Annotated in this window: 16 protein-coding genes, 1 pseudogene and 1 riboswitch; of the genes and pseudogenes, 11 read left to right on the top strand and 6 right to left on the bottom strand. The window is 46.2% G+C overall.

What is annotated here, in order from left to right; translation table 11 throughout:
• Positions 1-4: 4 nt before the first annotated feature.
• Positions 5-670, bottom strand: a complete 666-nt coding sequence (locus BOW06_RS05650) for a hypothetical protein (RefSeq protein WP_043115571.1) — start codon at positions 668-670, stop codon at positions 5-7.
• A 145-nt stretch (positions 671-815) separates the two neighbouring features.
• Here BOW06_RS05650 and BOW06_RS05645 point away from each other — a divergent pair, with 145 nt between their 5' ends.
• The 5 genes from BOW06_RS05645 (at position 816) to BOW06_RS05625 (ending at position 7,093) form a co-directional block, all read left to right on the top strand.
• Positions 816-2,171, top strand: a complete 1,356-nt coding sequence (locus tag BOW06_RS05645) for a hypothetical protein (RefSeq protein ID WP_078454495.1) — start codon at positions 816-818, stop codon at positions 2,169-2,171.
• Between the two features lie 68 nt (positions 2,172-2,239).
• A complete protein-coding gene (locus tag BOW06_RS05640) occupies positions 2,240-3,577 on the top strand; it encodes an outer membrane beta-barrel protein (protein WP_179116068.1) in 1,338 nt (445 codons plus the stop codon).
• Positions 3,578-3,749: 172 nt separating this feature from the next.
• Complete coding sequence (locus tag BOW06_RS05635; protein WP_078456640.1) at positions 3,750-4,307, top strand: polysaccharide biosynthesis/export family protein; 558 nt, start codon at positions 3,750-3,752, stop codon at positions 4,305-4,307.
• Positions 4,307-6,592 (top strand): GumC family protein, encoded by a 2,286-nt coding sequence (locus tag BOW06_RS05630; protein ID WP_078454493.1) that lies wholly within the window; start codon positions 4,307-4,309, stop codon positions 6,590-6,592. Before BOW06_RS05635 ends, BOW06_RS05630 begins: the two co-directional genes overlap by 1 nt.
• Positions 6,593-6,865: 273 nt before the next feature.
• Positions 6,866-7,093, top strand: coding sequence for an EF-hand domain-containing protein (locus BOW06_RS05625; protein WP_043115564.1), 228 nt, complete (start codon positions 6,866-6,868; stop codon positions 7,091-7,093).
• Between the two features lie 122 nt (positions 7,094-7,215).
• Here BOW06_RS05625 and BOW06_RS05620 read toward each other — a convergent pair.
• From BOW06_RS05620 to BOW06_RS05610, 3 genes and pseudogenes are all read right to left on the bottom strand, one after another.
• Positions 7,216-7,490 (bottom strand): annotated as a pseudogene (locus BOW06_RS05620) (BCCT family transporter); the annotation flags it as partial.
• Between the two features lie 3 nt (positions 7,491-7,493).
• Positions 7,494-8,228 carry a putative nucleotide-diphospho-sugar transferase gene (locus tag BOW06_RS05615; RefSeq protein ID WP_078453408.1) on the bottom strand — a complete coding sequence of 245 codons (735 nt, stop codon included), beginning with the start codon at positions 8,226-8,228 and terminating at the stop codon, positions 7,494-7,496.
• 48 nt (positions 8,229-8,276) lie between these two features.
• Positions 8,277-9,266 (bottom strand): UDP-glucuronic acid decarboxylase family protein, encoded by a 990-nt coding sequence (locus BOW06_RS05610; protein ID WP_078454492.1) that lies wholly within the window; start codon positions 9,264-9,266, stop codon positions 8,277-8,279.
• A gap of 472 nt (positions 9,267-9,738) precedes the next feature.
• Positions 9,739-9,828: riboswitch (cyclic di-GMP riboswitch) on the top strand.
• Between the two features lie 88 nt (positions 9,829-9,916).
• On the opposite strand from BOW06_RS05610, the gene BOW06_RS05605 reads away from it, so the two are divergent.
• Together BOW06_RS05605 and BOW06_RS05600 are read left to right on the top strand one after the other, a co-directional pair.
• The gene (locus BOW06_RS05605) at positions 9,917-10,717 is read left to right on the top strand and encodes a rhodanese-like domain-containing protein (RefSeq protein WP_179115417.1); all 801 of its coding nucleotides are present in this window, start codon (positions 9,917-9,919) and stop codon (positions 10,715-10,717) included.
• Between the two features lie 219 nt (positions 10,718-10,936).
• Entirely contained in the window at positions 10,937-12,301 is a 1,365-nt protein-coding gene (locus BOW06_RS05600) for a zinc-ribbon domain-containing protein (protein ID WP_078455054.1), read from the top strand.
• 512 nt (positions 12,302-12,813) lie between these two features.
• Here the strand turns inward: BOW06_RS05600 and BOW06_RS12925 are convergent.
• Positions 12,814-13,041 (bottom strand): hypothetical protein, encoded by a 228-nt coding sequence (locus tag BOW06_RS12925; RefSeq protein ID WP_143556056.1) that lies wholly within the window; start codon positions 13,039-13,041, stop codon positions 12,814-12,816.
• A gap of 216 nt (positions 13,042-13,257) precedes the next feature.
• Between BOW06_RS12925 and BOW06_RS05595 the strand changes: the two genes are divergently transcribed.
• From BOW06_RS05595 to BOW06_RS13220, 4 genes are all read left to right on the top strand, one after another.
• Positions 13,258-14,826, top strand: coding sequence for an inorganic phosphate transporter (locus BOW06_RS05595; RefSeq protein ID WP_078455036.1), 1,569 nt, complete (start codon positions 13,258-13,260; stop codon positions 14,824-14,826).
• 193 nt (positions 14,827-15,019) lie between these two features.
• Positions 15,020-16,846 (top strand): Na/Pi cotransporter family protein, encoded by a 1,827-nt coding sequence (locus BOW06_RS05590; protein WP_078454490.1) that lies wholly within the window; start codon positions 15,020-15,022, stop codon positions 16,844-16,846.
• A 5-nt stretch (positions 16,847-16,851) separates the two neighbouring features.
• Complete coding sequence (locus BOW06_RS05585) at positions 16,852-17,118, top strand: hypothetical protein (RefSeq protein ID WP_143555798.1); 267 nt, start codon at positions 16,852-16,854, stop codon at positions 17,116-17,118.
• Between the two features lie 95 nt (positions 17,119-17,213).
• Positions 17,214-17,339, top strand: a complete 126-nt coding sequence (locus BOW06_RS13220) for a hypothetical protein (RefSeq protein WP_256857984.1) — start codon at positions 17,214-17,216, stop codon at positions 17,337-17,339.
• A gap of 154 nt (positions 17,340-17,493) precedes the next feature.
• Here the strand turns inward: BOW06_RS13220 and BOW06_RS05580 are convergent, their stop codons facing one another.
• A complete protein-coding gene (locus tag BOW06_RS05580) occupies positions 17,494-17,796 on the bottom strand; it encodes a hypothetical protein (RefSeq protein ID WP_043115556.1) in 303 nt (100 codons plus the stop codon).
• Positions 17,797-17,980 lie beyond the last annotated feature (184 nt).

The raw sequence follows: 17,980 nt of genomic DNA, 5'->3' as shown, positions 1-17,980 counted from the left end.
TGTTTCACCCTGCCCCGTGTTCCTTTTCAAGCCGTTTCAGAAATCCGCTCCAGCCGGTTCGCCTTGCTGACTGATGAATAATCTGTCTGAATCCTGGATCCTGCATCGCAGAGAGAAAAAAAGCAGACATCTCCTCCTGCTGTTGCCAGGGCAACTGGCCCCAGGCTGTCATTGCAAGCCATGCAACCTGGCTAACAACACCACGCTCCCATGGACCAAGTAGCAGCGCCTTTGACAACGCTACCTGCACCTGGTTATCGAATCCCGAGTGGTTGAAACGCGCAAGCGCAAATTCAGACCAGGCCCTTGCCCAGGCACTTCTCCGTACGACAGCCAACCGGGCATGTTCCGCAGCAGTTTGTGCAGCTTGTCTCTCCCCTGTTGTAGCGGGGGTCTCAGGATATGATTGATAGAGAAGCGCAAGATCAAGTTGATAGTCTGCATTTAATGAGGAGAGGCGGGTTGCATTTTCCTGCATTGCGATTACTCTGCCCAGTTTTTCCCGGCTCATTAGAGTCGTTGAGCTCTTCTCTTCATGCAATAATTTGTGCGCTGCGATAGAATGCAAATCAGCAAACCCTGCAGTAGCAGCAAGAAACGCCTGGACAAGCAGAAAAAGAAGTGCGATCAGTACCCCTGTTCTGGTGACATTATCAGCTTTTCGTGTCATGATCAGCGTGTATTAATATACTAATTTAGAATATGCATGTCCGCAATATCTTCTTGAAATGCTTGTAGTCTGTGCAAAAAGGTCTGATAATTGTCGCACATTATGTACAACAGGGATGTGCGACATGATAAATGGAATATCAAATATGTATGAGTCTGTAGAGACACCATCTACCAGAACTGAAAGTTTCAGGATAAAAACCCTCTTCAGGGCACTACCAAAACTCCTTGCATCAGCAGCCGTACTATTCCCGATCAGCGCTGCAACACTGCATGCAGAATTACCCACCGATCTTGAAATACAGTCATCCAGGCTTTCAATGAATGCCTACGGGGCGAACCTCAACGATCACGAAACAGGCTACATCAAGTCACTGATCGCTAAGGACTACCCTACTCCATCCATCATTTTGCATGGTATTGGTCGCGGTTTACCGATCAACGACATTGTTTATCATCTTGTAAAGTCCGATCCCGAAAGCGGGCTGGAAATCTACCAGCAGGCGATGGATCTTCTTCTCTCACTGCCTGGCTGGGTATGTGAACAGTCAATCGCTTCAAAAAATCGTTTCTACGAACGCTACAGTGCAAGCCAGCTTGGCGCATCAAAATCGATTCAGGCTGTTGCCGGCAAGTATTTCAGCACCAGTGCTCGCTTGAATGGGATGAGTAATAGCAAAGGCGAACTGCAAGTCAATATCGATGAACTCCTCGAAATCGCAAACCGGGAGAAAAAAGGCTCGAATGGCGATGCCTGGTGGTACAAGTCAGCAAAAAATCCTTCTACTCCACAGCTACCCATACTTATCTCTCTCTATCAGAAAGACAAGCATGTCGTTGTGGATGCGGATGTTGAAGCTCTGAAGCAACATAAGGCCTCTGGCACAAACACTTTACCCGTTAAATTCATCTACAACGCTGAAAATTTGCTCCCGACCAGTCATGTTGAGCCTGCTGTTGCCAAGGCAATGCGTAGCAGAATCGGGGGAGTATCACTTGCCAACTATGCCGGCGGACGTTATATCGACACCAACGACAATCGTACCAGCGCGAGTGAAGTGCTCTACATCTATGATGCGCAACGCCTGCGTGTCACCCCACCGCGTGAATGGCGACAACTCGACCACCATGTGAATGCGAAAACCAGTGAGTTAATGGCACTTTTCCCCATACCGGAAAAGTCATCCATCCCTGGTAACAAGTGGAACAAAATTGCCAGGCAACTGAAAAACAACGGTTTCGAAAAGCCGGTAATGATTACCGTATACGGCGACACCATGGAGCGCTGGATCGATGATGCCGAGTGGGTAGCGGTTGCGAACAGCCTTGGTGTTAAATACATACCTGCCGTCTTTTTTTACCATGAGACTGAACGCTATACCTGCGACTCCCCCGCTGCTTGCGGTGCCGGTATCTGTGGTTCTGCGCTGGCGGCCGGAGCCGGGATTGGTACATGTAAGCCTGTTGTCTATCCCCCACCACCATCTTCAAGCCAGGATTGAAGAACTGTATGAGTCAGTTACACGAAAGCAAGGAATGCAGTAACGGGAGGATATACAGGTACCAAGCTATGGCCAAGAAACTATATAAAGCAATGAGAGGAGATCGTGTGCGAGTCACTCGACTGAAACTGAGAGCAGGTGCATTAATCCTATGCGCAGGTGCGTTTGGCAGCAGCAGTGTACTATCGCAATACAGGCTCGAGAAACCAGTTAGAAACATGGTCGCCTACCCTATTCTCAACATTTCTGCCGGTTACAGCAGCGCGCTGTATGACAGCAGCGGAGATGAAAAGGCCGCATCTCCGACGATTGCCGTCATGCTTGGTGCTGGTCTGCAGGGCAAGCGTCGCGGGCACTTCTACGGCCTTGAATATGTAGCAGAGACAAATTACTTTACAGATACAGAGGCTGAAGAACAACAAGTCAACCAGCGATTTGTAGGCTATTGGGGCACTGCATTCACACAACGGCAAAACCTCGATATTGGTTTCGAAATCAGGGATCAGGAATTGCCACGTGGATACGAGAATCCCCTCGACGGGAATCACAATACAATTGGTGATCCATCGGGTGCCAACTGGAAACAGTACCAGGCTGGCGCCCTCTATGTGCTCGGCAATGACGAAACTCGCGGCAAACTGGAATTGGCTGCCTGCCTGACATGCATCCGTAACGATGACGACGATTACGATTATCGAGACAGCAACATCATTGACGCTTCTGCCACCCTGCTGGCTCGCGTATTGCCAAAAACCCACCTCCTGTTCCAGGTAGCCCACAGCAATTTTGAATATACAAACGCAAACACCGGTGACTTCACTGATGGGCTTGATAGCACAGAGACCCGCTACCTGGTCGGCGCAACTTGGCGGGCAACCAGGAAAACGACGAGCACTGCCAAAATCGGTTATGTCGTAAAAGATTTTGAGAGCGGCAGTAGCAGGGAGGGCCATGACAACCTCATCCTCGACCTTGCCGTTGACTGGAATCCGAACAAATACAATGCAGTACGCCTGCACTATATGTATCGCCCCTTTGAGAGCGTCGAGTATGATGACCTCGTCCAGGACGATTATGTCGAGATCAACCAGGTTGACCTGACGTGGAGCAAGGCCTGGTCACCGCGCCTTTTCAGCAACACCAGCGCCTATTACGGCCAGGATGAATACAATGTGTCTGGACGTGCTGATGAACGCTACGGAGCTGAGCTTGGTTTACGCTATAAAACCAATCGCTATGGAAGTATCGGTGTCACGCTCTTCAGCGAGAACCGCACCTCCAGCCTGGCTGGCCATGGCTATGAAGACCAGGGCATCATGATCGACTACAACATTGGTCAGCTGTTTGGATTTGGTGAACAGATCAATTCAGAGGCACGTGCAGCGGATATCTGTAAAATCAGGTAACCGTGCATCGCACGCAAGGAAATTAAACCAATTTGATTCTTCTACTATGATCATCCAATACACGCAGATGTGAAACCCCAGAGGTAATCCTTTCTGGAAGATGCATGGATTGCAACAACCATATGGAAATGCAATGAAATTGAATGAAAAAAAAGTGATATCCTCGATATTGATGAGCAAGCTAAACCCTCAGCCTCGATATTTCAACATACTACTTATTCTGGTGTTAACCTGTCTTGCACCGCTCGCACTTGCTGTGAATGATGATGTGAGCAATTATCGGGTCGACAAGGGCGATAAGTTCGATGTCTATGTCCTCAACGAAGAAGACCTTAGCGTCACGGTTGAAGTCAATGACGAAGGCACAATCTTTTTCCCCCTGCTAGGCGAAGTTCGTGTCCACGGCATGACACCCAACCAGATAGAAAAGGAGATCACCCGAAAACTCAAGGGGCCTTACCTCGTCAAACCTGTTGTCAGTGTCACTATGAACTCCTACAGAGAATTTTTTATCGGGGGTGCAGTCAAGGAGCCTGGCTGGTACGAATATCAACCCGGCATGACATTCCAGCAGGCAGTGCAAAAAGCCGGTGGATTCAGTGACCTGGCTTCACGTAGCAAGCTCTACGTGAATAAAGCCGGTTCAACCAGCGAGAAAGGCGACAAGACGACTCTCAGTCACAAGATAAAACCCAGCGACACACTCTTTGTCGGCGAGAGCTTTTTCTGATGGCTGACAACGAACAGATCGCTGACGACGAGCTCTCATACGAAAGCTACAAGGCACATCGCCAGGCACCGCAGCCCGATCCAACGCACATCCGGAAGGATGAAAAGCGCATCAACATTCATCAGTATGTGAAAGTTGCGCTCAAGCACAAATGGGGCATCGTCAGCCTGACACTGGTTGCAGCTATCATTGCCTATCTCTATGCTGCTTCACTGGAACCGAAGTACAAGGCTCTCGCCATGCTGGAGTTCACGCCGCAAACCCAGGATCAGGGAACAGTCAAAGAGTCCAGCTTCAACGAGTTTGAAAGACGATTCAAGGGTGAACGTATTTTCAACACCCAGAGCGTCATTCTCAAATCACGGGATTTTGCTGAGCGTGTCGTCGACAGACTTGAACTATGGAACCACCCCTACTTCGATCCTGAAAACATGAAAGAGAGCCGTGCGACCCTGCAAATCGATTGGCTCAGCTACCTGCCTGACTGGATGGCAACACTCCTGCGGCCGACAGAACCTGTTACTTCTCTACAAACCAAAGAGACATTGAAAGTACAGGCACTCGCCATGATACAGGGAGGCATTGAATTTGAGCATATCGAAAACACCATGCTCTACAGGTTTGGTTTCAACTCGAATGACCCGGATTTTGCCGCCGAAATGGCGAATAAAATTGCAAACCTCTTCATTGAATTTGATCTCGAGTCACGCCTCGATTCATACAAAAACGCGACCCAGTATCTGACAGATCGTACAATGGATCTGAAAGCATCGATCAACGAGTCTGAAAAGAAGCTGCTGGCGTTCCGTGAAAAAGAGAAAATCGTCAACCTCGAAAGCGGTAGTTCCATTCTTGGCAGACAGATGGAAGACGCCTTCAACAACCTCACCGACGCACAGAAAAACCGTATTACACTCGAAAAAATCGTCAAGGATATCGATCGTCTGCGCGAACTCCCTTTTAATGAGGCAGTCAACCACCCTTCCCTGATCGAATACGAGAATATCAAGGAAGCCAAACGCGAGGAACTGGATTCCGAGCTGGAAATAGCACAGCTTGCAAAGCGATACGGCCCCAAGCACCCCAAAATGATCGCTGCAAAAGCAGGCCACCAGACACGAATCAGCCGCATGAAAAAAGAGGTCGATATCGTACTTAACAATATCGACAAGGAGTTTGAACGTGCACAGTGGCTGGAAACGAAATTGCAGAAGCAGTTTGATGACCTGAAACTGCAGGCACACGCAATCGACAGTAAGCAGGCTGAATACAGGGCACTCGAACGGAATCTCGGGGCTGACCAGAAGCTGTACGATACGTTTCTGACACGCTTCAAGGAGACCAATATCTCCAGCGGCAACAACACACCTAATGCACGAATCATCGATGAAGCAAGAGTACCTGGTGGCCACTACTGGCCAAACCTGGAGCGTATTGTTATTGCGTCGCTGGGCGGACTCTTTCTTGGGCTGTTGCTCGCCTTCCTGCTCGATTACATCAACGATACCCTGAAGAACAGTCAGGATATCGAAGAGAAGATCGGCATTGCCACTCTTGGCAACCTGCAGGTTCTGAAATCGGACAAAAGTGATTTATCGCCAGAAAGAATGTATATCGACGACCAGAAATCACTCTTCTCTGAATCGATTCGTACTATACGGACAGGAGTTCTACTCACCTCCCTCGATTCACCAGACAAGGTTGTTGCTGTCACCTCCTCAGTCCCCGGTGAAGGAAAAACAACCGTCTCGATCAACCTTGCAGTCGCACTTGGGCAACTGGAAAAGATTCTGCTGATCGATGCCGATATGCGCCGTGCAAGTCTTGGCCCGCACTTTGGTATAGAAAAGAACACACCTGGACTCTCTGACCTCGTGGCTGGAACCGAGGAAGAGGCTAATTGCATCCACCACAATGAAGATGCAGGTATCGACATACTACCTGCCGGCATGATCCCGCCAAATCCGCAGGAACTGCTCTCTTCACAACGTTTTTCCGAAGCACTACAGAAACTCGCCTCACACTACGACAGGGTCATCATCGATACCGCACCGACACAGCTTGTCAGTGATGCCATACTGGTTGCCAACCAGGCATCGGGGGTTATCTACGTTATCAAGGCTGAATCAACGCCCTACCACCTCGTTAAGGAAGGTGTGAAGCGCCTGCACCAGGTCGACAGCCATATCATCGGTGGCGTGCTCAACCAGATGCACCAGGGTGCCTCCGGATATGGTGGATATTACAAGTACGGGAAATACAGAAACTACGATTATACCTACTAGGCATTACGGCCCTAGAGATTAGCCAAAAGCGTCACACATGCATGATAATCTGCTGAGCTTCGAGCTGAAAGAGAAATAATTATTACTGCAATTACAAAGGATTATAGATTTTATACGATGTTAATTATCTCTAATCTTTTTTGATGAATTAACCCGGATTCTGGTCATTTCTGCCATCTCACAGTATAATCATATTGCTTTGTATGAACTGTTTTTCATTCTACGAGTCTATAATGGAAATCAGCCAATTTGTAAATTAAAAGGACCAATCAAATGAAAATGACATCAGTAATCTTTGCTGCCCTTGCTCTGCTTCTGACTAGCAACATTGCATTTGCTCAAAAAGAATTCCCAAAAGCTGACGCCAATGGCGATGGTTTTGTAGATGCTACTGAATTTGCTGACAGTGGTATTGATGCAAAATTTGAAGAATCGGATACAAATAAAGACGGCAAACTGGATGTTGATGAGTACCAGGCTGCAGCAGGAGATTGCGCTTAATACAGTAATGTATTCAGACGAATCATACTCTCGAGTATAACGATAAAGCCCCTGTCCTCAGGGGCTTTATTATGTCCGGCTCTCCAGTCTATTACTGACTTTCTTCTGTTCGATTAACAGATTTAATTTTTGTTATTCAGGACAAACCGTTCCTCGTGCTTCAGTCCCATATAGAGCGCAACACACATTGCTAACAGCACGGCTGTAATGGCAGTCCGACTGTAATTGCCGCAGATTGTAATGCGCCCAGGGCATCTGCCCCTCCTCCAAACAACAGTGCTGCTGCAATCAATCCTTCCATTGTTGCCCGGAAGATACGCTGTGGAACTGGCGCATCCAACTTGCCGCCTGCTGTAATACTATCAATGACCAGCGAACCCGAATCAGAGGAACTGATAGCTCAAGCAATCTCCCACAAGTTTACATACTTGAGAAGATCAATCTTGGCCTGCACACCTTTGACAAAGTTTGCATGGAATAAGAATGGTGATAATTCCCCGAAAAGCCCTTCAAAATCTTTTCCCACGAAGGAGCGACTATGGAGTCCATTCGGAAACAAGCTCTCTGGTAACGTCAGAATATCCCTGTACAACTTAGGCGTATTTCCTAAAGTCCGATTGAATACCTCTTGATCGTTATATTCTCCTAGCACATTTTGATTAATTTCCTTGAGCCGCTCAAGAAACGGCTTCGTCGACTTGTTGAAGTACATGAAGCCGGTACAAAAAGCGGGAGGAAACATGGATGATGATTCTGATTGCACGCCAACCGGATAATATCTGACTGCAGATTCAATATATGGCCGAAAATCCTGAACAAACGCAATATCACAATCGGAGAAAACAACGGTATCGTATCCCAAGTCAAGGGTTTGAAGGATTATCTTCCACTTAAGTGATGTGACACGATTAAAATTTTCCGTTCCGAAGTTGCTGTACTCTCTGTTTCCAGTGATGTCTTCAACAGGAATTACACGCACACCAAACTTCTGCGCAACTTGGTCATAGTGGGTATTTGAATCATCCGTATAATAAATGATGACATCTATGTTTTCGCAATGCCTCAATAGTGTTCTTACACTGTTTTCCAGCATCTTTTCCAGGTCTGTTCCATGAACCAGATAAACAACTGACATACTCGATTCCAAGATAGACCTCGTTTTTCCACTGTTAGCAGGAAAGAATCATTCACTTAATCGGGGTAAAAACCATCCATCGAAGTAATCGATAGTTTTCATTAAACCTTCTTCCAGTTTAATTTCTGGTTGCCACCCATCGAGATACGTACGTGCAAGGCTGATGTCGGGTTTGCGCTGCTTGGGGTCATCAGATGGCAAGGGCTGAAAAACAATTTTTGACCTTGAATTGGTGAGTTCAATCACTTTTTCGGCCAGTTGCTGAATAGTAACTTCAACAGGGTCACCAAAGTTAATCGGACCGGGAAAACCGGGGGTTCCATTCTCCCCCTCAGGCAATTCCATGAAACGGACGATGCCTTCTATAAGGTCATCCACATAGCAAAAACAGCGTGTTTGCTGAGCATCACCGTAAAGGGTGAGATCTTCGCCCTTCAGAGCCTGCACAATGAAGTTGCTGACTACTCGCCCATCGTTAGGGTGCATGCGAGGGCCGTAAGTATTGAAGATGCGTGCGACACGGATATCAAGCTTATGCTGACGGTAGTAGTCGAAAAAAAGTGTCTCGGCACAGCGTTTCCCTTCATCGTAGCAACTCCGCATCCCAATTGGATTGACGTTGCCCCAGTAGGATTCGACCTGGGGAGAAGTTGTTGGGTCTCCATAGACCTCACTAGTACTCGCTTGAAAGATACGAGCATTGAGCCGCTTGGCCAGCCCAAGCATGTTTATGGCTCCATGCACACTTGTTTTTGTCGTTTGCACCGGGTCATGCTGGTAATGAACAGGTGATGCCGGGCAGGCCAGATTGTAAATTTCGTCTACCTCTACGTATAGCGGGAAGGTCACATCATGACGAAGGAATTCGAAACACGGGTGGTCACGTAAATGATCAATATTCTGCTTGATACCAGTGAACAGGTTGTCCAGGCAAAGAACTTCGTGGCCCTTCTCCAGTAAATTCTCACACAAATGAGATCCCAGGAAACCGGCTCCACCGGTAACCAGTATCTGTTTACTTAATTCGTACTGGCGCATTAATACTTTTCCACTTAAATGCATTCGTAGTTATGGGCTGATCTCAACCTGATTAGACAGAAGTGTAGATAGCCACTTTATGTCAAAAGGCATCCCTCAAAGGCATAGTCTACAAGAATCATTCTATTTATGTATTTATGAGTTCAAAGCACTAACTCCTTATTTCTACTGCCATCTTTCATCGATTGTTGTAACAGACTGGCCCACCATGAACATTATTCAAGATTACTCAATCAGTTGGAGAGTTTTTACTCTGAACTTAAATATGGAATAAATTGGGAGTGCGATGGCTGAACAACTACCAACGACCCCAAGAGGCAAATACATTACACAAAATAATCAACGACCTTACGTCATGACGATAAGTCCATTCTATTTGCTCATTATATTATCTTGTCTATCCTGAAACATACGCCAGATAGATAACATTCTTACAGGATGAACTATCTGGCGAAATGCAGTTAGATATTCTTTCTGTCAAAGGCAAACCTCTTGAAAGAGAGGGACGCAAAGCCACCGGCCTGACTAACACTCACGTGTTAAAGGTAGCGGGGTTGCACAGATAGTCAGCATGATCATGCTGATTTCAATAGTGCCGCCCCTTTCTATGTATGCCGGTTAATCAAGTACATTAGAGAGGAAAAATGAAAATGAAAAAAACTATAAAGGCTATATGCTTTATTTCAATAATGACACTATTCTGTTTAAGCACAGTATCTGCGGAAGGAAGTCGCTATGATTTACCACGCAGCTACAATTCAGAAATTAGTTCTGCCGGTGCATTTCTTGAAATGCAAACTGGAACTGTTCTTATTGACGTCCGTAGACTCCGGGAATACAGAGCCGGGCATCCAATCAACCCCAATGGGCTAGCAAATAATCAGGAAGCATATAATGTTCCTTTTCCGCATATCGTAGGATATGGTGATCAAGATCCACAATTTTTCTTTGATGCAGTTGTTGCCGTCATTACTGGTTTAGGTGGTGATGAAAACACTCCAATTACTACCTTATGCCGTACAGGATTTCGTAGTGTCCTTGCAGCCAACATTCTTACAGATCCAGGTGCGCATGGTGTTACAGGAACCGCCTTTACCAATGTCCGTAATATCTGGGAAGGATTTGTAGGGCGTGAATTAGAAGCATTTGTTGCTCCTCTGGGTGTCGACTCACTCGAAGCTATTGGACAAACAGATCTCTTGGGAAAAGGTAAAAAAGGCGTTCCACATTCTTTACTCGGCCACGAAGCACTTCATCATAATTACCTTGATCTGAACAACAACGGCGTTATCGATGAGCATACCGCGGATGTTTGTACAGACACACCGGATAATAATCCGGACAAAGATGGCTGGCGTAATCATCAGGCACTCCCATGGGGAACAGGTGTATCTGCTACATATGCCTATTTAGGCGATACTGCTCAATACCCATCCTGTGTATCACCCTAATAATATTATTCTTTATATAGTCTCCTGTCTTTATGGCAGGAGATTACTAAAAACCATGAGAGAGGAGTATTTACTGCGGATTGAATCTCCGCGAAAGTATTGTTAGGGATTAATGTATAAACCTGATTCCGACAGAACGATTGACCCAATGTGTTGCATCGATCAGGTAATTTCATAACCGAAAGCAGTCATTAGCCAGTCTAGTGATATAGTTCACTCATGCCAAAGAAACTCACCAAAGAAATCGTTAATCAACGCCTGTCTGATCGTGAGATAGAGTTGGTTGGTGAGTATTCAAACAAAGCCAAAATCACAACATTCAGATGTCAAAATGGACACGAGTGGCAGGCCTCTCCTGGAAATGTGATGCGTGGGACAGGTTGTCCGCATTGCCCAACCAGATCATCTTTATCAAAAAGTGCAGTCAATGAAAGAATCGCTGACCGCACAATTAAGCTAATCGGTAATTACTCCAACGCTAGAACCAAAACCACTTTTAAGTGCGGCAAGGGTCATGAATGGTTAGCTACTCCAGGGAGTGTTATGCGTGGTAGCAGTTGCCCTGTTTGTGCTGGTAATGCTCCGCTAACGAAAGAAATAGTAAATGATCGAATTGCCAAACGTGGAATAGAGTTGATCAGTGAGTACGTTAATACAGATACACGTGCCACATTCAGATGCAAAAAAGGGCATGAATGGCAAACAAAACCAGGAGATGTGTTATCCGGTAAAGGCTGTAGGGTTTGCGCTGGCCTTGCACCGCTAACCAAAGAAATCGTAAACGAAAGACTTGCTGAGCGTGGTATAGAGTTGATTGGCGATTATAGTGCGAACCATACAAAAACAACGTTCAGGTGCAAGAAAGGACATGAATGGGAAGCGGCTCCTTCATCTATATACAAAAAAGAAGGTAGTGGTTGCCCTTATTGCTCAAACAGATCAACGTTATCGAGAGCAGATGTAAATAGATGTATCGCTAACCGGGGTTTATTTTTGGCTGGTAAATACATTGACGATATTACTCACACAACTTTCAAATGCAAACATGGGCACCTGTGGGAGGCGATACCGGATAAAGTTATCGGAGGGCAGGATTGCCCCGTTTGCGCTGGTAATGCCCCGTTAACGAAAGAAACAGTCAATGAGAGAATTCGAGAACGTGGATTAAAGTTGGTTGGTGATTATATTAGTGCTAACACCAAGACAGTATTTAAATGCCAGAGTAAGCATGAATGGAAAGCGACACCAGGATCTATTTTAGCAGGTACAGGCTGTCCATCATGTGCCGAACATGGTTTCAATCCAGACAAGCCGGCAATCCTCTACTATTTAAAAATAGAAACACGAAATCAGCGTGTTTACAAAATCGGCATCACCAATAGAACTGTCGAGGAAAGGTTCACTGGTGACATGGACAAGATCACTATTCTTAACATAGAGCACTATGAAGTCGGAGCTGATGCTCATGAGAAAGAGCAGCAGTTACTCAAACAATGCGCTGAATACCGATACATTGGTGATGATATTCTAAGTCAGGGTGGCAATACCGAACTTTTCACTAAAGACATTCTTGGCCTGGACTGATGATGCTGAATGCACGGGATTCAACATGTACTAGAGTTGGTAGGCGCGAGTGGATTATCTCGGGCTTCCTGCCCTCATAAAAATAATGATGCACCTAAGTCAAACAGCACATGCACCCAACTCATACCAAAGAAGATTACTGCAACAGGTTAAATATGCACCTAACTCATACCACTACGTATATACCATTACCTACTGGCCGTGATGGGAAAGCTTACGCCATAACTTCTCTATGACTCGACGCTCAGGACAACGCATGACATATTATTCATCAGAGGATTAAGGTACTTTCAAGCACTTTGAGTCACGGGTAATTCGCACCTCTCTGCCTGTCTAGTTAAAGTTTTTTAAGAGCACTCCCTTCCTTTGGACCTAAGGCTTTATATATATAATACGTTATATAGTTGTTTTTTCTGTAATAATACTGGCCATATTAATCACGGACAGCCCTTCCGGGCAGGATATACCCTAGTCAGTCTAAATGACCGCTAACGACCCAAAACGGGCCTACGTTAAACAAAAACGGTACCCGATGGCACCGCTCTGCTTTCATACTGATTATTTGTAACAAATAAAATATGTATCATGCCAATAGAGAAAACCCTTGTATCTACGCCCATATCTATTGGAAGTGATGCATCACCATGCTCTGCATCAATAAATATTTTTATATTTCTAAATTTATAGTATGGAAAACCGGGTGAGAAAACCCAAACTACGATGGTACGATCAAAGTCCACCTGACTCTGATTAGTTGCTTGAAATCGTCTCGCCTGCAACCTATTGCATGCCAATCATTGACCTGAATCAATGAAAACTGACAAATAACAAATATCTGACTTGATCCATACATTTTGAAGTCATCTTTCCAATAGAATGATTAGTTAACCACTAATTTCAGAATCATTAATTCCTGAAAACGAATTGTCAAACCTTTTCATTCTTTGGAGAAAATCATGGAGCTAAACAGTATTCAGGCGATTGAGAACGCCACGAAATCAGGCCGCAAAGAGATGTTTCGTTTCGGATCAGCCCTGGTTTTCATTATTATCACGATGCTCTTCGCTACACGTTTCACCGTTGACGGTGAAATTAGCATCGAGTTGGTTGTTGCTGCCATGATCGGTGCATACATGGCAATGAATATTGGTGCCAACGACGTAGCAAATAATGTCGGCCCTGCTGTGGGTTCGAAAGCACTGACCCTGGTTGGCGCGATTCTGATCGCGGTCATTTTTGAGGCCGCCGGGGCAATTGTCGCTGGTGGTGACGTTGTCAGTACCATCAAGAAAGGCATTATAAATCCGTCATTGATTGAAGATAGCCAGACCTTTATCTGGCTTATGATGGCGGCACTCTTAGCCGGTGCCATCTGGCTGAACTTGGCCACGGCGGTCGGAGCACCAGTATCAACCACACACTCGATCGTTGGCGGTGTGCTCGGCGCTGGTATTGCCGCAGCTGGATGGGCGATTGCTGATTGGGGGAAAATGGCCCAGATTGCCGCAAGCTGGGTTATTTCTCCGGTTCTTGGCGGTGTTATCGCTGCATCCTTTCTCTTTTGGATCAAGCGAAGTATTACTTACAAGAAAGACAAGATTGCTGCAGCCAAGCGCATGGTTCCGTTAATGATTTCTGTCATGGTTTGGGCCTTCAGCACCTACCTTCTACTGAAAGGACTGAAGAAAATCTGGAAACTTGATATTTTCATGGCCGGCGGTATCGGGTTCGGTATTGCGGTTGTTGCCTATTTTCTGATTTCTCCCTACATCGCACGTTTCGCCAATAAAATGGCAAATGAAAAGCAGAGCATCAACAAACTTTTCACGGTTCCATTGATTTTTGCAGCAGCACTGTTGAGTTTTGCCCATGGTGCCAACGATGTCGCCAACGCAGTCGGCCCCCTGGCAGCGATCAACGACGCTATTCTGCATCACGGTATCGCCACAAAGGCAGAAATTCCATTATGGGTCATGCTTGTTGGTGCTCTCGGCATTAGTGTTGGCCTAGCACTTTTCGGTCCCAAGCTAATCAGGACAGTCGGAAGTGAGATCACAGAACTTGACCAGATGCGCGCCTACTGCATCGCTATGGCCGCAGCAATCACTGTCATCATTGCATCGCAGCTTGGATTGCCGGTTAGTTCGACACATATTGCTGTCGGTGGTGTCTTTGGTGTTGGCTTTTTGCGCGAATACCTCAAGTCCAGCTATGCGAAGACAATCCAGGAAATCGAAGACCACCATACAGGTGAGGACAAATCTGTGGTTGAGGAGTTCATGGAGAGATTCGAATCAGCCCCGTTTGAAGAAAAACGCCAAATGCTCGCCCAGTTGAAAGCGCACAAGGCTGATATCGAACTTCCAAAAAAAGAGCGCAAGGAGTTAAAGGCTGTTTATCGAGAGGAGTTGGTAAAGCGTACCGCCCTGTTTCGTATTGCTGCGGCATGGGTCATTACCGTTCCGGCTTCAGCAATCCTCGCTGCGATGCTGTTTTTCACAATCCGTGGAATGATGCTTCCTTGATAATTACCAGTAGAAGTCCCGCACAGGGGCTTCTATTGACTGCTGATTGTCCGTACTGCAAATACGATGTGTATACATTGTACTGTCAGTCGCATGTTATATAAGGTATTATTGACCTCCTATTCATCAGCACAGGGATATATTCTTTGATGCCACTGCAAACGAAAATCACCATAACGGACAGAAGGCTTCAATGATTCGCAAAATCCTGCTCCCTACGATTCTCGGCATACTTGCTTACGGATTCTGGATCAGTCCTGACTTTAAACAGATAGCTGCTGGTGTTGCGATCTTTCTGTTCGGCATGCTTGCACTGGAAGAGGGATTCAAGGCGTTTACTGGCGGCCTGTTGGAAAATCTTCTGCGTCGCACGACGAATAAACTCTGGAAGAGCCTCAGTTTCGGAATCGTATCAACAACCATCATGCAGTCGAGTTCGCTCGTTTCGGTGATTACAATCTCTTTTCTCTCGGCAGGCTTGATTCCGCTTGCAGCCGGAATTGGTATTATTTTCGGAGCCAACCTTGGTACGACAACAGGTGCCTGGCTGGTTGCGGGTTTCGGTCTCAAGGTGAAGATTTCTGCCTATGCGATGCCAATGCTGGTATTCGGCATCATTCTGGTCTTTCAGAAGAGCCGTGAACTGAAAGGCATCGGTTATGTACTCGCCGGACTCGGCTTTCTGTTCCTCGGCATTCACCATATGAAAGAGGGTTTTGATGCATTTAAGGATAGTATCGACCTTGCCCAATACGCAGTCGCTGGTTATCCGGGCATATTCCTCTTTGCACTGCTGGGACTGATAGCCACTGTTGTCATGCAGTCCAGTCACGCGACACTGGTATTAATTATCACGGCCCTGGCTGCTCAACAGATTACTTATGAAAATGCGTTGGCACTTGCAATAGGTGCCAATATCGGCACCACGATTACGGCAATTATCGGGGCGTTGAGCGCCAATGTTGAGGGACGACGACTTGCAGCTGCACACCTTATTTTCAATGTGGTCACGGCGTTTGTTGCAATTGCCCTTATCTACAAGCTCGCTATAGCGGTCGATAGTATCAGCGCCTGGCTTGGTATTGCCGAGACTGATTACACGCTAAAGCTGGCTGTTTTCCACACCTTGTTCAATGCACTGGGTATCGTGCTGATGCTGCCGCTGATCGGCAAGATGGTGGTGTTTCTTGAAAAAACATTCCAACGACGTGCGAGAACCGCTGCGGAACCACGCTTCCTGAATGACGCTGCATTCGAACTGGGGGATACGGCAATCGAGGCAGTGCGTAAAGAGACTTTGCATCTCTATGATAACGCCTTTGAAATTATTGCTTCAGGTCTCAGCCTTCATGGTGATGAGATACTATCTGACAGGCCGTTAAAAGATATTGTTGCCACATCACGTAAACCGATAACAATCGATATCGATAAAGAATATAACGACACGGTCAAAAACCTCTATGCTGAAATTGTCGGATTCATTGGTGAGGCGCAAACCAGCATGACGTCAGAGCAGGCCGAAGAGCTGTTCGAGTTGCGTGCTGCCGGCCGTGATATTGTTGAAGCAATTAAGGACACCAAGCATCTGCAGAAGAACCTGTCGAATTATCTCAACGCTGATAATGCGGAAGTGAGACAGGAATATGATGCTATTCGGTGCCAGGTTGCGCGAGTCATGCGACAACTCGACGATGTACGTAAAGAGGGAGAAGATTCCGCAGCAATTCTCTCTATTGATACGCTGAAACTGGAGATCAAGGAGTCCGATAACCAGTTTGACCATAACCTGGACGGCCTGGTACGCAAACAGCTGATCACGCCACAAATGGCAACATCGTTGATGAATGATGGAAGCTATGCGTATGATGTTTCCAAACACCTGATCAAGATGGGTGAGATCCTTTTTTCAACCGGCAGCATGGCGATTCGCGAAGCTGAACGCAGCTTGGCACTCGATGATGAGGAAATGGCGCTATTAATGGAAGACGATATAAATAACCAGGCAGGTGCAAACCGATGAAATTAATGAAAATAATCGATAAGGCAGAACGCTATATCAATACCGACGAGCGTAAGCGCAAGGAGAAGCGCAAGTGCCTAAAACACGTGTTGAAGAAAATCCGTCGTCACGAAAAAAAGCTCGAACAGGAACTTGAGAACGAACAGGATGCAGACAAGCAAAAGCGTATTAAAAAACGAATCAAGCTTACACACGCCCAACGCAAGAAAGGATTGGCGATGCTGGACCAACTCAAGAAAAAACAGAAAAAAGGCGAGGTGAAGGGGAAGTAGATGTGGGCTGAAGTGTAATAAACCTCTGCGGCAACTTCGGCATTATTTATATTTGGCTGTGAAGGCCATTCATTGAAGACAATTTGGAGAATCCTATGTCAAAGAAAACATCAAAAAAAGCACGTTCTATTAAAAAAGAAATCAAGAAGCGTAAGGCCAAGGTTTCCAAGCAGGAATCAAAAGTGAAAAAGCTGAAGAAGAAGCTGAAAAAGATTTCCTGAAAAATGTCACTTATGACAGGCAGGTCTGCCAGTGCAGTCCTGCCTTCGTATCTGAATGTCCGTTTCTGGCCGTAAGCAGGCATTAATTAATACCCCGCGATGAGCCTCAAAGCATACTCATCAACAATCCTGAATGCCGTCCTTACCTGCCACCTTATCGCTGAAGAATGATGCCTTTTTGTTCGGTTTCTCTCTGGAGAATGATTCCTTTCTCTTCCACTGGAGTAGATTGAGGATCAGCTACTTTTGGTATAGGCACTGGTAATCCCGCCTCTGGAGGGGTCGTTTCCGGTATGGGTATCGGCATACCTCCCACAGGTGATCCTGGCGGACTCTGAGGTTCAGCGACTTTTGGAATTTCTATAGGAGTAGCACCAAACGCTGAAGATGTAGCAAACAGTAATGCGATTGCCATAAGAAACACGGTTAATTTGGAAAATTGTCTTGCCTTCATCATAGCAGTAACCTCCTTGACCTTTATTTATGATCTCTAATAGAAGATTAGTATGAAGTGCCTTAGTTGTCTTGATAGGAAGGAAACAGACGATTTTATGTTGTGAATACCCGCTTCTGACCGATAGCAGACAATTGGGAGGATTTCCTACTTCAACTTAGCTGAACGACCGCTACCGACCCAAAGC

Origin of the sequence: Solemya velum gill symbiont (assembly GCF_002020255.1) — a bacterium.
Lineage (GTDB): Bacteria > Pseudomonadota > Gammaproteobacteria > Chromatiales > Chromatiaceae.
The sequence above is the reverse complement of the archived record's forward strand: the minus strand, read 5'-3'. Positions and strand labels throughout refer to the sequence as shown.

Bases quoted from the DNA above. Each gene is read 5' to 3' on its own strand.
- BOW06_RS05615 (WP_078453408.1), bottom strand. From the start codon at position 8,228: ATGTCAGTTGTTTATCTGGTTCATGGAACAGACCTGGAAAAGATGCTG.
- BOW06_RS05635 (WP_078456640.1), top strand. From the start codon at position 3,750: ATGAGCAAGCTAAACCCTCAGCCTCGATATTTCAACATACTACTTATT.
- BOW06_RS05610 (WP_078454492.1), bottom strand. From the start codon at position 9,266: ATGCGCCAGTACGAATTAAGTAAACAGATACTGGTTACCGGTGGAGCC.
- BOW06_RS05580 (WP_043115556.1), bottom strand. From the start codon at position 17,796: ATGATGAAGGCAAGACAATTTTCCAAATTAACCGTGTTTCTTATGGCA.
- BOW06_RS13220 (WP_256857984.1), top strand. From the start codon at position 17,214: ATGTCAAAGAAAACATCAAAAAAAGCACGTTCTATTAAAAAAGAAATC.
- BOW06_RS05625 (WP_043115564.1), top strand. From the start codon at position 6,866: ATGAAAATGACATCAGTAATCTTTGCTGCCCTTGCTCTGCTTCTGACT.
- BOW06_RS05590 (WP_078454490.1), top strand. From the start codon at position 15,020: ATGATTCGCAAAATCCTGCTCCCTACGATTCTCGGCATACTTGCTTAC.
- BOW06_RS05595 (WP_078455036.1), top strand. From the start codon at position 13,258: ATGGAGCTAAACAGTATTCAGGCGATTGAGAACGCCACGAAATCAGGC.
- BOW06_RS05640 (WP_179116068.1), top strand. From the start codon at position 2,240: ATGGCCAAGAAACTATATAAAGCAATGAGAGGAGATCGTGTGCGAGTC.
- BOW06_RS05645 (WP_078454495.1), top strand. From the start codon at position 816: ATGTATGAGTCTGTAGAGACACCATCTACCAGAACTGAAAGTTTCAGG.
- BOW06_RS05600 (WP_078455054.1), top strand. From the start codon at position 10,937: ATGCCAAAGAAACTCACCAAAGAAATCGTTAATCAACGCCTGTCTGAT.
- BOW06_RS05630 (WP_078454493.1), top strand. From the start codon at position 4,307: ATGGCTGACAACGAACAGATCGCTGACGACGAGCTCTCATACGAAAGC.
- BOW06_RS05605 (WP_179115417.1), top strand. From the start codon at position 9,917: ATGAAAAAAACTATAAAGGCTATATGCTTTATTTCAATAATGACACTA.
- BOW06_RS05585 (WP_143555798.1), top strand. From the start codon at position 16,852: ATGAAAATAATCGATAAGGCAGAACGCTATATCAATACCGACGAGCGT.
- BOW06_RS05650 (WP_043115571.1), bottom strand. From the start codon at position 670: ATGACACGAAAAGCTGATAATGTCACCAGAACAGGGGTACTGATCGCA.